Consider the following 13422-nt stretch of genomic DNA (forward strand, 5'->3'; position numbering starts at 1 on the left):
CATTTTACGACAAAAACTCAGGAAACGCAAATATTCCCTGTGCAAAATAGAATCTCAGGCTATCATACGGGAACCTCAAAATCGAGTATCACCCCGACAGGAGGCTTGCTGACCAATGCTAAGGGCAATCACCGTCGCCGCACTCGCCCTGCTCGTCTTCCGGCTCGTCATGCCGGAGCGGGCCGCGCCTAAACATGACGCCTCGTCCCCCGTCGAGGTGGAGATGTGCGTCTGGGGCATGCCTTTCGAAAACGACCTCTACACCAAGGTCTACATCCCCGAGTTTGAGCGGCAGAACCCCGGCATCAAGGTTCGGTTCCACCACTTCGAAGACTATCCCAACCGCGTCTTGCTGTCCTACGCCGGAGGGATTTCACCCGACGTGATCCGCGAGAACACCGCGGGCAACATGCCCTGGATCCGGCGCGGGCTCGACCTGCCCCTGAACAAGTACATCGACGGCCCCGATGGGATCGACCGGAAAGACTTCATCCCGATCCTGTGGGACGCCCTCCAGTACGACGGCGAGACCTACGGTGTCCCCCAGGACATCAACATCCTCGGCCTCTTCTATAACAAAGACCTCTTTGACAAGGCCGGGATGGCGTACCCCGACGAGAACTGGACGTGGGACGATCTCAGCAAGGCCGCCGAAAAGCTGACCAAAGACACGGACGGCGACGGGCATCCCGAGATCATCGGCCTGAACATGGGCTGGAACGACGCCACCTTCCAACCATTTGTCTTCCAGGCCGGAGGCAAGATCTGGTCCGACGACGGCGAGAAGGTCGTCATCGACAGCCCTGAAGCGGCAGGCGCCCTCAAGTTCTACAAGAGTCTGATGCACTCCTACACCCTCAGCCAGTCGAGCGACCAGCGCGGCGGCCTCGGCCCTGACAAGTTTTTTGAGGCCGGCAAGGTCGCCCTCTTCATCGACGGCAGTTGGCGGACTCCGTCACTCAAGAAGAACGCGCCGAACCTCCGGTTTGGCGTCGCCCCGCTTCCCCGCGGCAAATACCCCATGTCGGTCAGCGGCTCCTGCTTCTGGGGGATCAGCGCCCAGACAAAGCACCCCGACGAGGCTTGGAAGTTGGTCAAGTTCCTGAGCAGCAAGGAAGCCCTGATCGAGTATTGGCGCTATCTGTGGGTCGCGCCGCCGGCCCGCTGGTCGGCCCTTCGCTCCCCCGAGTTCCGTGACGTGACCGGCGCCAAGGGGATCATTCCCGGCATCGACAGCCAGGAAGAGTTCGACGAGAAGTGCGGGTGGATACCGACCGTGCTGCAGAACAACTGGACCACGATCAAGCAGTCCAGCCAGCACTCCGACGTCCTCGGGATGTTCCTCCGCGAGGCGGTGGACCGCGTCCTCCTGCAAAACGCCGACCCGATGGAGTCGCTCAAGGACGCGGCACGCCGGGCGAACCAGCAGATCGCCGAGTCCAAGCGGGTTGAGAAGATGAGGGTGGGACCCTGATGAAACCGAGACGCTCCAAAGACAACTGGGGGTGGGAGTTCATCGCGCCCGCCCTGCTCCTCATCACCTTGTTCGTCATTGTGCCGTGCGCCTGGGGGATCGGCCTCAGCTTCACCGCCTTCGACGGGATCAGCAAGCCGTACTTCGTCGGGTTTGAGAACTACGCCCGCCTGAAGGACGACCCGCTGGTGTGGACCACCCTCACCAACACGGCGGTTTTTGTCCTCTTCACCTTACCGACCGGCCTGGCCCTGTCACTCGCCGTCGCGATGGCCCTGGACCAGAAGTGGTTCCGGGGCCGGTCGGCGATGCGGGCGATGTACTTCTTGCCCAACGTGACCAGCCTGGCCGCCGTCGCCTTCGTCTGGCAATGGCTGCTCAATCCCGAGTTCGGCTTGTTCAATGCCCTTCTTCGATCGTTCGGACTTCCCACCCCGGGCTGGCTAGGAGACCCCAACCTCGCGATGCCGACCGTCGCCGCCGTCAGCGTGTGGCACGGGCTGGGCTTCAGTGTCCTCATTTACATCTCCGGGCTCAAGTCGATCCCCGACGAAGTCTTGGAGGCGGCCAAGATCGACGGCGCGAGTTTCTGGCAGAGCTTCCGCCACGTCACCTGGCCCTTGCTCACCCCGACCACCATGTTCCTCACGATCATGGGTGTCATCGGAGGCTTCCAAGTCTTCCAAAGCGTGTACATCATGACCGGCGGCGGACCGCTCGATAAGACCAGGGTTTATCTGTTCTACTTGTGGCAAACTGCGTTCCAAAGTTTAGACTTTGGTTATGCGTCAGCGATGGCCGTCCTCCTCTTCGCCATCGTCCTTGTCTTGACAGTCCTCCAACGGCAATACTACAACCGGAGGTTGCAGACATGGCAGTGAAGCCGCTCACGCGGATTGTCCGGGGGTCGGTGTGGACCATCGTCACGTTGGTGGGCCTGGCCATGCTCGTGCCGTTCCTGTGGATGGTCCTCACCTCCCTGCGCACCGACGCCGACGCCTTCGCTTTCCCGCCGAAGTTCTTGCCCCTGCCCCTGCGGTTCGAAAACTACGTGGCGGCGTGGAAAATCGCGCCGTTTGCCCGGTTCTTCTTCAACAGCATCGTCGTCAGCGTGACGATCACCGTCGGCAGCCTGCTCATTAACTCCATGGCGGCGTTCGGTTTTGCCAAGTATGATTTCAAGGGCCGGAACGTCTTGTTCCTCGGGCTTCTCGCCACCCTGATGATCCCGTTCCAAGTGAACATGATCCCGACCTTCTTGTTGCTCAAGCAATTGCGATGGTTGGACAGTTTCCCTGGCCTGATCGTCCCCGGCCTGGCCGGTGCGTTCGGCATCTTCTTCCTCCGCCAGTACATGATCACGATCCCGGACGACTATCTCGACGCCGCCCGCATCGACGGGGCCAGCGAGTACCGGATCTATGCCCGGATCATCATGCCCTTGGCTAAACCCGCCGTCGCGACGTTGGCGCTCTTCACGTTCCTTGGTGCGTGGAACGACTTCCTCGGCCCCTTGATCGTCGTCAAGAGCGACGAGATGCGCACCTTGCCCCTCGCGATCTCCGCCCTCTCTGCCGGCCACTACGTGATGAGTTGGCCCTTGCTGATGGCGGGGGCGACCTTTGTCGTCGTGCCGGTGCTGATCGTCTACCTCTTCAGCCAGCGCTACGTCGTCGAAGGCATCGCGCTCGGGGGGCTCAAAGGTTGAGCCTGTCCCTGTCGTTTCTCCTCGCTCTGACCGGGGCCGTGTCGGCCCGCGGTCCGGTGGTCCATCGCGTGCAGCAAAGCCTCCATTCCCAAGAGACCGCCGTCGGCCACGGCGTGTCCCTCGTCATCAAGAGTTCCGCCCCACTCCCGAAGGTGACGCACAGTCGCACGGAGACGACCCTCGACTTTGTCGACCAATTGCCGGAGAAGGGTTCGGGGCCTGGGGCGGTGTGGCGCTTGCGGCACAACATCCAGTCCCCGACGTCGATTTGGCTTCCCCACGTCTCGCCCTACGGCGACACCGTCATCGGGGACCACTCCTTGCGCTCCCCGGTCGTCCTGCTCGCCGACGGTGGCCGGGTCATGGCCCTTGTCATCGACAAAGACGACATTGAAGCGGCCCACCGCCACGGCTGGATGGTCTGGCTGGACTACGACCACCCCGCCCACACCGTCAGCGTCGCGGCCGGTGCGTACAAGGTCGATAAGTTCCACGTCGCCTACGTGCCGACCGACGTGCAGTACACGGGGCAGAAGGCACGGGTGCGTGTCCACGTCTTGACCAGCGACAGCCCGGAGGACCTTGCCAACCCATACGGCTTTGCCTCACGTGAGCTTTGGCGACGGTGGGGACGGAGCGGCTACCTCAAGGGAGGCAGCCAACGCGCCACCTTTCTGACCTACTCCGGCCATGTCGCGAACTGGGCGTTCGCCCATGAGCCCAAGGGCTGGGGAGACACGGTATGGCAAGAGTTCACCGTCGACGGGAGGCCCTGCGGCGCGCCCGCGTTCATCGTCGACGTCGCCCAGCACCCCAGCGTCCCGATGGACCAGAGGAAATGGCGCGAGCAACGCTCGGTGTGGAACCAAGCTTGGTTCTCAAACCAGCGGACGGCCAACGGCCTTCTGCGATATGCCCGGCGCACCGGGTCGGGGGATCTAGAGCGTCGGGCCAAACTGATGACCAACCTGGCCTTGGCCGCCCCGCAGACCGACGGCCTCTTCCCCGCCGTCTACACGACCGGGAACGGCCAGTGGTACCAGCTCTACAAGGACACGGTGGGTTGGGACAAGGCCCGGTGGACGAATTCCGACCGCCGGCCGCCCGGTGTTTCGGAGAAGGCCGTCCACATCCTTGACGCCGCCTTCACCGCCCGTCTCCTTCTGGAATGGGCCGACATGAATCCTGGGTCGGCGGACGCCGACACTTACGTGGCCAAGTTCGCCGACCGCCTGTGCAAGCTCCAGGCCGCCGACGGGAGCTTCCCCGGCTGGGTCGAGCCCGACGGCTCAGTCTGCCCGGTGCTCAGGGCCGGGCCGGAATCGGCGATGGGCGCTTCCTTGCTCATCGACCTGGTCCGACGGCACCCCGACCGGGACGACTACCGCCAAGCGGCCCGACGTGCCCTCGACTACCTCGCCGACGGCCCCGTCAAGGAGAGTCGGTGGGAGGACTTCGAGACCTACTTCTCGTGCAGCCGTTGGGGTGACGACCTGATCGGCAAGCGCATCGCCCGCAACGGTGTCTATAAGTCCAACACCCTCTCGATCTTCTGGTGCGCCGAGGCGTTCCTGAAGGCCGACGAAGTGTTTGGCCAAGGTAAGTACCTGGCCCTGGGCCGTCGGTGCCTCGACGAGCTCAGCCTGTACCAACAGGTTTGGGAGCCGTCCAACATCCCCGCCCCGACCCACGGCGGCTTTGGCGTGATGAACGCCGACGGTGAATGGGACGACGCCCGCCAGAGCCTCTTCGCTCCTCTCTACCTCGACTATTACCGGAGGACGGGCCACCCCGAGTACTTCGAGCGGGGCGTCTCCGCCCTCCGCGCCTCCTTTGCGATGATGTATTGCCCGGAGAACAAGGAGGTCAAGGCGGCTTACGAGGCCAAGTACCCCTTCTTTGGCCCGGAAAGCTACGGCTTCATGATGGAGAACATCGCCCACGGTGGCCCCGGGCCGGCGGTCGACCAGATCGGCCCGTTCAACATCTATTCGTGGGGCAACGGCGCGGCCTTGGCCGCGGCCGCCACCGTCTTCGATGGCTACGGTGACGCCTATGTCGACGTCAGCCGCCGGGAGGCCTTCGGGATCGACGGGCTGACCGCCCAAGTCGACGGGGACGAGGTCGTCCTCTCCGACCGCTACGACCGGGCCGAGGCGGTCGTCGTCTCCTCCACGGGCAAGCGGAACAAGGTCACGCTCACCGACCACAAGGGCCGCGTCTCCTTGGCTCGCCTCAAGTAGGCGCCGGGCCCCGACGGACCGGACCTTGACACGGCCTTGATACAGGGCTTGGGCCGGTCCATGTATATTTCTGGCATGTCCGATGACCCCTTTGCCGCTTTCAAAGCCGCACAGCGGGAGGTCTGGGCTCTGTTCGTCCCGGTCGAGACGTTCACGACCCCGCCTGCCGCCGCCCTAGTCCGTCATGCGGGGATCAAAGCCGGAGACCGTGTCCTGGACGTTTGTTGCGGCACCGGTGTCGTGACGGTCACGGCAGCACGCAAAGGTGCGCGTGCCAAGGGTTTGGACCTCTGCCCGCCATTGCTCGAAAGGGCGCGTTGGAACGCCCGCATGGCCGAAGTCGACATTGAGTTCATCGAAGGAGATGTGGAGGCGTTGCCGTTTGATGACGGCCAGTTCGACATCGTGACCAGCCAATTTGGCCACATTTTCGCGCCACGCCCTGCCTTGGCGGTGTCGGAGATGCTCCGGGTCTTGCGGCCTGGAGGCACGGTCGCGTTTTCCACTTGGCCGCCCGAAATGGTCATGGGCCGCATGTTCCAGCTCGTCGGACGCTACTCGCCGCCGATGGAAGGCGTGCCCCACCCGGCCCAGTGGGGCTCCGCCGAGACCGTCCGTGAGCGGCTGGGTGCGGCCGTCAAGGACATTGTGTTTGAGCGCGAACTGACGACGACCCCGGCATTGAGCCCCCAACACTTCCGCCACTTCATGGAGGTGACCGCCGCACCCTTGATCAAGATCGTCGCGAGCACGCAGGACGATCCGGCCCGCTTGGCGGAGTTCCGGGCTGAACTCGACGCCCTGCTCGCGGAGTACATCCAGGACAACCAACTCCGCCAGCATTACCTGGTCACCCGCGCGACCAAGGCCTGACTTGGCCCGTCCCGCCGCCCTCCCTGAGGACGGTAGGATGGGCCATGGACCTCACCCGTGCCGCCGTCGGCCCGCTCAAATCGGCCCTCAAGATCTTCCGTCAGGACCTTGAAGCCATTCCCGAATCGGCGTTCGCCCAGTCGTTCGGAGGCAAGAGCCGGACGGTGGCCGACATCGTCTACGAGGTCAATATGGTCAACGACGATGTCGCGAGGTGCCTTCGCGGCGAGCCGATGGTGGACTGGCCCGAGGGCTGGCTGACCGCCCCCGACGGACTACGGGACAAGGCGTCTGCCCTCGCGTCGTTCGACGCCTCGTCAGCAGCGGTGATGGCCACGGTAAGCCCATTCACCGAGGCCGACTTGGAGACCAAGGTGACCACCGAGTACGGTGAGACCACCAAGTTCGAACGGTGTCGGTTCATGACCCTGCACCTTTGGTATCACAGCGGCCAATTGAACTTCATCCAGACCCTGCTTGGCGACGACGCCAAGCACTGGGCCTGAGCCGTCCCGTGGTCAGAGGGCCTTGGACGGCGCCCCGGCGATCTTCGCCATCTCTTGGCTGAGTTTGGCCGCGGTGGCGGGGTCCAAGCCGGCGAGGAGCTCGGCCGCCTTCTCCGCTTCCATCCGGGTCAAGATCAGCGGAAGTTCGGCCTGGGGATACGCCTTGGCGATTTTCACAAGGTCAGCGGTCTCCATGTTGTTCCAGACCGAGGCGATCTTCTTGGCCCCCTTCACGGGATCAGGCGGCTCGACGGCAGCGACCGGCTTCTTGGCCGGAGCGTCCGGCTTCGTACCGGCCGGGTCGGCGGTGGTGGCGGCAGGCTTCGCCTCGGCCGTGTGCTCAGTCAAGGGCTTCGCCTTCGACGGCTCCTTGCCTTCTCCGTACGTGACCGGGGGGGTCTTGCCCTTTTTGGCGAGGAACGGCACCTTGCCCATCGCCGCCATCGCGGCGAAGCCACCCCCGCCAAGCACGAGCAGGCCCACCACGATCCCGATGACCAGACCCTTCCCCTTCTTTCCAGCCATTAGAGCCCTCCGCCAGCCCGGATGCGCTCAGCGTAGCCAAGCACCTTGCGCACGTAGTCTTGGGTCTCGGGGATCTCCGGGATGCCCTTGGCCCTGGCCACCGCGCCAGGCCCCGCGTTGTAGGCGGCGAGGGCCAGCTTCACGTCACCAAACTGCTTGAGCATCTGGCTGAGGTACTTGGCCCCGCCTTCGAGGTTTTGGCGCGGGTCGAACGGATCGTCGACACCCAGGGCCCGGGCCGTGGCCGGCATCAACTGGGCCAAGCCCATCGCCCCGGCCGAGCTGACGAGACGGGAGTTGAAGTCGCTTTCTTGCTGGACGAGACCCTGGAACAGGGCGGTGTCCACCCCGTACTTGGCCGCCGCCTCGCGGACCATGTCCAACAACGCGGCCCGGGCCGTGCTCGGCACCCTTCCCAGTCCAAACGCCATCGGGTCCATCGGGGCGAGAGACCCGCCTGGACCCGGCTTGATCTTGCCCGCGAGTGTAGCGGCGAAGCTGCCTGGACTCGCCGTCGGTTGCGGGCTGACGTCGGCCCCCAGCTTTCCCGAGATGCTCGCGATCTGGTTTTCGATCTCTTGGATGCGGGCCAGGACGCCCTCCGGACCCTTCATTTGGATCGTCATGCCACCCTCCTCATCGACACCCACTCGTCGAGTTCCTTTTGCTCCTCCCTCTCTTCGAACTTCTTCCAGTCGGCGGCAGCTTGCTCACGCAGGGTCTCTAGGGCGTGGGCTTCCTGACGGGCGGCCAACCAGGCCCGCCTCGCCTCTTCCTCCTCGTCCAAGAGGATCGCGACCAGCGCCTCGTGGGCCCGCTCTTGGTCGTCGAGGCGGTCAAGGTACCGCTCCAAGGCCTGGTGGTCAGCGAGGGTCAAGGGTTTGGACTCGAGCATGCCGGCGCGTTCAACCTGCACCGCCTCGATGTCGCGCTCGACGTCGATCCGTCGGCGCTGGGCGTCGGCCCATGCGTCTTTGGCCCACTTCTCCTGCAGGCGACGGTAGTCCAGTAGCTTCTGAAGCCGAAATCGGAATCTAGGCATCGATGATCTCCCTGAGTCGCTCGCGCGTCACTTCGAACTCGGAGCGTTCTGACTTGTCTTGTCGCAAGAATTCGTTGACCGCCGGCATCTTGGCGATGGCGGTGTCCGACCGGGGTTGGGTGCCCGGCTTGTAGGCGCCGACGCTCACGAGGTCTTCGACGTCGGCGTAGTCGGCCATGAGCTCGCGCATGCCGTTGGCCTGGCTCACTTGGTCAGGGCCGACGACCATCGGCATGGTCCGGCTCAGGCTGTTCTGCACGTCGATCGGCGGGTAGTGGCCCCGGCTGGTGAGCTTACGGCTCAGCACGATGTGGCCGTCAAGGATCGCCCGAGTCGCGTCGGCGACGGGCTCGTTCGTGTCGTCGCCGTCGACCAAGACGGTGTAGATCGCCGTCACCGCCCCTTTGGCGGCGCACCCGGCCCGCTCCAACAGACGAGGGAGCAGCGCGAAAACGCTCGGCGTGTACCCCTTGGTGCTCGGCGGCTCGCCCACGGCGAGGCCCACTTCGCGTTGGGCCATGGCGAAGCGGGTGACCGAGTCCATCATCAGGAGCACGTCGTGCCCTTGGTCACGGAAAGACTCGGCCACGGCGGTGGCGGTGAGTGCCGCTTTGATGCGGACAAGGGCCGGTTCGTCGCTCGTGGCGACGACGACGACGCTGCGCGCGAGGCCGTCCGGGCCAAGGTCGTTCTCGATGAACTCCCGCACTTCGCGGCCCCGCTCGCCGACGAGGGCGATGACGTTGACATCGGCCCGCCCGTACCGGGCGATCATGCCCAGGAGCGTGCTCTTTCCCACGCCAGAACCGGCGAAGACGCCCATGCGCTGCCCGACCCCCATCGTCAGCATCCCGTCGATGGCCCGGACGCCGGTGGCAAAGGGACGGTCGATCATCTGCCGTTCCATCGGGTTGGGCGGTGCGGCGATGTTGGGGACGGTGCCGGTTATGTCCAACGGCCCCTTCCCGTCAATGGGGCGGCCCAAGCCGTCGAGCACCCGTCCAAGCAAGCCGTTGCCCGACGGCACACGCAGGCAAGAACCGGTCGAACGGACCAGGCTGCCCGGCTGGACCCCGGTCATTTCGCCGAGGGGCATGAGCAGGACACGCTCGCCCCGGAACCCGACCACCTCGCAGGTCACCTGCCCAGCGCCGCCACTTGTCTCGACGACGCAAACGTCGCCGATCCTTGAGGTGGGGCCGTCTGACTCGGCGACCAGGCCGACGACTTGGGCGACGCGGCCAAGCACGACGTGGCGCGCCGTGCGGCGCGACGCCTCAAGGATCTTGGTCATGCCGACCGCGCCTCCTGGGCGATGCGGTCAAGGAAAGTCTCCACCCTGGCGTCCACCAGGCCAAACTCCGACTCGACCTGACAACCGGCGGCCACGCTCTCGTCGGCGACGATCTCGACGTCCTTGATGCCCGCCACCGCCTGCATGATCATCGCCCGGTTGGTCGCGACCATCTCGGCGTCGCCCGGGTTGACCCTCAAGCGCACCGTCGTACCGTGGCGGAGTTCGGCAAGGGCCTCTTTCGCAAGCTCCAGCACCGACTCCCGGCTCAGCTGGAGCTCTGCCCCGATGGCTCGACGGGCGATCTCCAGCGCCACTCCGGCGTAGTGCTCCGCGGCGGCGGCGTGCCATTCGTCCACCGACCGCTCGGCGACCGCGACAATCTGGCCCAGTCGCTCGCGTACCGCAGCGACCTCAGTCTCGTAGCTTCCCTTGGCGATGTCATAGCCTTCAGACCGGCCCACGTCGAAGCCGTCTTGGTAGCCGTCGCTGTAACCCGCGGCGCGCCCCTCGTTCACCGCGTTCTCGCGGAGTTGGCTGATTTCCAACTCAAGCCTCGAGACCCGCCCGACGTGCCCCCCGAGGATGCCGATGGGCTTGAGAGCGTCCACAAACTTCGGTAGCTCGCCCGCCCCGCGCAAGATCCTCGGGCTAGATGAGGACATCTGCTTCTCCGCGGCCGATGGTGATGTCGCCGGACTCCTCCAGGCGCCGGATCACGGCGACGATGCGCTGCTGCGACTCCTCGACCAACCTCAGCTTGATCGGCCCCATGAAGTCCATGTCCTCCTTCAGCATGTTCATCGCCCGCTCGGACATGTTGCTGAAGACCTTCTGCTGCACCTCGTGGCCGACGCCCTTGAGAGCCGTGGCCAGATCCTTGCCGTCCACTTCCTTAAGCACCGCTTGGATGGCGCGGTCTTCCAAGACCACGATGTCCTCGAAGACGAACATCATGTTCTTGACCTCTTCGGCAAGCTCGGGGTTGTTCTCGCTCAGGTTTTCGATGATCAGTCGTTCGGTGGCGCGGTCGACACGGTTGAGCAGGTCGACAAGGGCCTTGGGGCCGCCGGCCTTGGTCATCTCGGTGTTCAAGATGTTGTGCATCTTGCGTTCAAGGACCTTTTCGACACCTCGGATGACTTCCGGCGGGGTCTGGTCCATCGCCGCGATGCGCTCTGCCACTTCGGCGCGTAGTTGCTCGGGCAGGCGGGTCAAGATCATCGCGGCCTGGTTCACCGGCATGTAGGCCAGGATGAGCGCGACGGTCTGGGGGTGTTCGTCTTGGATGAACCCAAGAAGCTGTTGGGGGTCGGCCCTCTTCAGGAACTCGAACGGCACGACCTGCATCGCGGTCAGCACCTTGCGGACCATCCCTGCGGCCCTCTCTTCACCAAACGCGGCCTCAAGCACCTTGCGGGCGTTGTCGATGCCCCCCTCGGCGATGAAGTCCTGAGCCTGGGCGATCTGGTGGAACTCTTCGATGATCTGGGCGCGCTGCTCGTGCCCGATCTTTTCCATCCGGGCGACTTCGAGCGAAAGGGCCTCGACCTGGTCGTCGGTGAGGTGGCGCACCACCCCGGCGGCCAGCTCGGGCCCGAGGACGGTGAGGATGACCGCGGCCTTGCGCCGCGGGGTCATTTCCGACGGGATCTTCCTCATCGCAGGCTGGGCCCCTCTTCCATCAGCCAACTCTTCAGCAACATCGCGACAATCTCAGGCCTCTTCTTCGCCATCTTCTTGATCTGTTCCAGCGGCACGTTGATCTTTGCTTTGATCGCGCTCACATCGACGCTGGAGTCCTCTTCGTCGATGCCGAGTGCGGCCATGACTTGGGCGGTCCGCTCTGTCTCGCGCATGGCTTCCTCCGCGGCCTCCTTCGCCTGCACTTCCTCAGGCGTCGACTCTCCCTCAAGGGCCTGGAGGGCGTTAGCCGACTCGGCGCTCATCCGGACGCCGTCCGGCCCGATCTGGACCATGTTGCCGGGTAGTGCCCCACCGCCTTCGATGGCCAGGCTGGGAGCGGTCACCTGGCCGGTCACGGACCCGAGATGCTTGCCCAAGGCACGGACCACCATGAACCCCGCGACGATCAGGGCGACGGCGGGAAGGGCCTGGATGATCTGGGCCGTGCGCTGAGCGCTGGCGTTTTCCGCCACCATCTTCTCGGTCGCCTTCGCCTGCTCCTGGCTGAACTCGGTCTCGACAACGGTCGCGGTGAATCCGGGCTCGCCAAACTTGTCACCCAGCTTGCCTTCTACAAGTTTCTTCAGGGCCGGGATGTCTTTCACCGCCCCCTTGTTGGCAAGCACCGAATAGGTGATGCCGGCGATGTCGCCGCGCGCCTTCGTCTCCTTCTTGTTGACCACGCTCACCGCGTACGTCGCGCTCTTGACGTTGCTGTCGTACTTCTGTCCGTTCGTGCCGACCGACGTCGTGTTCGCCCCGTTCTGCGGGATGTTGGCGTCGAGGCCACCGACCCCTGTCGGTGTCGCCGTGCTTGCGTTGAGCTTCTCGACCCCCGTGTCGATTCGCGCGGGAGTCTCGCTCGGCGTCTCTTGATGCGTCACGACCTCGGTCGGGTCCATGTTCAGGGTCACCTGGACGTCGGCGATCGTGTTGCCCTTGCCGAAGGCCATGTCGAGTTCGCGTTGCAGGGCCTCGGTGCGGGTCTTTGATTGGGCCCTCTCCGCCTCAAGCTTGGTGTTGGCGATGGCGCTGTCCGATTCCTGCTCGGCCCCGTCGTAGAGAGTCTTGCCGCTGGAGAGGACCACCTTGACGCCCTTGCTGTCCAGGCCGGTGACCGCCCCTTGGATCAGGTTGGCGATCGACTTGCCCTCGACCTTGCCCAGCTTGCCGGGCTGCGACTCCATGATGTTGACGGTGGCGGTGGGGTTCACCTTCTCGTCCACAACGGCCGACTCACGGCCGGGGGCGATGTGGACCCGGGAAGACTGCACGCCGTCCAGGGTGTTGATGGACTCAGAGAGTTCGTTCTCCAACATCGCGAGCAACTTCTGCTTCTCGACGTTGGGGGTGTCAAAGGCGCCGACGGTGGTGGAGAACCCGCTGCTGCCTCCGCGAGGCAACTTGCCGGCACCGGCAAGGGTCATCTTGGCCCGCGCGACGTCCTTCTCGGGGACGACGACGTTTCCGGCCTGGTTGACCTCGACGCGATAGCCCTTCTTCTGAAGTTCGTCAAGCATGCCTTGCTTTTCGACTTCGGTCGCGCCGATGGCGACGGGCTGCATCGTCGGCGCGCTGGCCATGATGACCGTCACCGCCACGACGGCAGCGAACAGCGCGACGCCCACGACACTGACCACACGCTGGGTGCGGTCGGCGGCGTCCCACCAGTCCCTGACTTTCTGAAAAATTGAACCCATTTCGGCCTCGGACACAGACCGGCCGGGTCGAGGGCTACACGTTCATCCTGCTGATCTCCTGGTAGGCCTCCAGCACCTTGTTGCGCACTTGCAGCGTCAGCTGCATGGCGGTGCTGGCCTTCTCCATCGCGATCATCAGATCGTGGGTCTCCACCGGCCGATTCGCCATAAAGTCGTTCTGCAAGCGCTGGCTCTCCACCTGCGTCTTGTTCACTTCCTTCAGGGCGTCCATCAGCATGTGGCCGAAGTCCTCGGACGGTTCTTCGACCGTCGTCGGGGTGGCCAGTTCCGGTGTCTGCGTCAACTGGGCAGGCGCGGCGATCACGTTGTCGATGCGCATAGTGTCGATACTCCCTTACTTCCCTGGCCTG

The 13422-nt window shown here is 64.5% G+C and carries 14 protein-coding genes; 6 read left to right on the top strand and 8 right to left on the bottom strand.

Annotated elements, in window-relative coordinates; all coding sequences use genetic code 11:
* Positions 1 to 115 precede the first annotated feature (115 nt).
* From KF857_05595 to KF857_05620, 6 genes are all read left to right on the top strand, one after another.
* Positions 116 to 1474, top strand: coding sequence for a sugar ABC transporter substrate-binding protein (locus KF857_05595; protein ID MBX3111467.1), 1359 nt, complete (start codon positions 116 to 118; stop codon positions 1472 to 1474).
* Positions 1474 to 2355, top strand: coding sequence for a sugar ABC transporter permease (locus tag KF857_05600; GenBank protein MBX3111468.1), 882 nt, complete (start codon positions 1474 to 1476; stop codon positions 2353 to 2355). The genes KF857_05595 and KF857_05600 overlap by 1 nt, the downstream gene beginning before the upstream one ends.
* Complete coding sequence (locus KF857_05605) at positions 2346 to 3182, top strand: carbohydrate ABC transporter permease (GenBank protein ID MBX3111469.1); 837 nt, start codon at positions 2346 to 2348, stop codon at positions 3180 to 3182. The genes KF857_05600 and KF857_05605 overlap by 10 nt, the downstream gene beginning before the upstream one ends.
* Positions 3179 to 5425: a hypothetical protein gene (locus tag KF857_05610; protein MBX3111470.1), complete on the top strand. Its 2247-nt coding sequence runs from the start codon at positions 3179 to 3181 to the stop codon at positions 5423 to 5425. The genes KF857_05605 and KF857_05610 overlap by 4 nt, the downstream gene beginning before the upstream one ends.
* A 75-nt stretch (positions 5426 to 5500) precedes the next feature.
* Positions 5501 to 6298 carry a class I SAM-dependent methyltransferase gene (locus tag KF857_05615; protein ID MBX3111471.1) on the top strand — a complete coding sequence of 266 codons (798 nt, stop codon included), beginning with the start codon at positions 5501 to 5503 and terminating at the stop codon, positions 6296 to 6298.
* A gap of 44 nt (positions 6299 to 6342) precedes the next feature.
* Positions 6343 to 6804, top strand: coding sequence for a DinB family protein (locus KF857_05620; protein MBX3111472.1), 462 nt, complete (start codon positions 6343 to 6345; stop codon positions 6802 to 6804).
* Positions 6805 to 6816: 12 nt separating this feature from the next.
* On the opposite strand, the gene KF857_05625 is transcribed toward KF857_05620, so the two are convergent.
* The 8 genes from KF857_05625 to fliE all read right to left on the bottom strand — a co-directional run bounded on the left by KF857_05625 (position 6817) and on the right by fliE (position 13391).
* Positions 6817 to 7329 carry a hypothetical protein gene (locus KF857_05625; GenBank protein MBX3111473.1) on the bottom strand — a complete coding sequence of 171 codons (513 nt, stop codon included), beginning with the start codon at positions 7327 to 7329 and terminating at the stop codon, positions 6817 to 6819.
* Positions 7329 to 7769 (bottom strand): lytic transglycosylase domain-containing protein, encoded by a 441-nt coding sequence (locus tag KF857_05630; protein MBX3111474.1) that lies wholly within the window; start codon positions 7767 to 7769, stop codon positions 7329 to 7331. The genes KF857_05625 and KF857_05630 overlap by 1 nt, the downstream gene beginning before the upstream one ends.
* Positions 7770 to 7951: 182 nt before the next feature.
* Complete coding sequence (gene fliJ / locus KF857_05635) at positions 7952 to 8371, bottom strand: flagellar export protein FliJ (protein ID MBX3111475.1); 420 nt, start codon at positions 8369 to 8371, stop codon at positions 7952 to 7954.
* The gene (locus KF857_05640; GenBank protein MBX3111476.1) at positions 8364 to 9665 is read right to left on the bottom strand and encodes a FliI/YscN family ATPase; all 1302 of its coding nucleotides are present in this window, start codon (positions 9663 to 9665) and stop codon (positions 8364 to 8366) included. Before KF857_05640 ends, fliJ begins: the two co-directional genes overlap by 8 nt.
* On the bottom strand, positions 9662 to 10330 hold the full coding sequence (locus tag KF857_05645) for a hypothetical protein (protein MBX3111477.1): 669 nt from the start codon (positions 10328 to 10330) through the stop codon (positions 9662 to 9664). The genes KF857_05640 and KF857_05645 overlap by 4 nt, the downstream gene beginning before the upstream one ends.
* Positions 10317 to 11327, bottom strand: coding sequence for a flagellar motor switch protein FliG (gene fliG / locus KF857_05650; protein MBX3111478.1), 1011 nt, complete (start codon positions 11325 to 11327; stop codon positions 10317 to 10319). Before fliG ends, KF857_05645 begins: the two co-directional genes overlap by 14 nt.
* The gene (locus KF857_05655; GenBank protein MBX3111479.1) at positions 11324 to 13051 is read right to left on the bottom strand and encodes a hypothetical protein; all 1728 of its coding nucleotides are present in this window, start codon (positions 13049 to 13051) and stop codon (positions 11324 to 11326) included. The genes fliG and KF857_05655 overlap by 4 nt, the downstream gene beginning before the upstream one ends.
* Positions 13052 to 13085: 34 nt before the next feature.
* The gene (fliE, locus tag KF857_05660; GenBank protein MBX3111480.1) at positions 13086 to 13391 is read right to left on the bottom strand and encodes a flagellar hook-basal body complex protein FliE; all 306 of its coding nucleotides are present in this window, start codon (positions 13389 to 13391) and stop codon (positions 13086 to 13088) included.
* Between the last annotated feature and the right edge of the window lie 31 nt (positions 13392 to 13422).

The organism is Fimbriimonadaceae bacterium (assembly GCA_019638795.1).
Lineage (GTDB): Bacteria > Armatimonadota > Fimbriimonadia > Fimbriimonadales > Fimbriimonadaceae > JAHBTB01.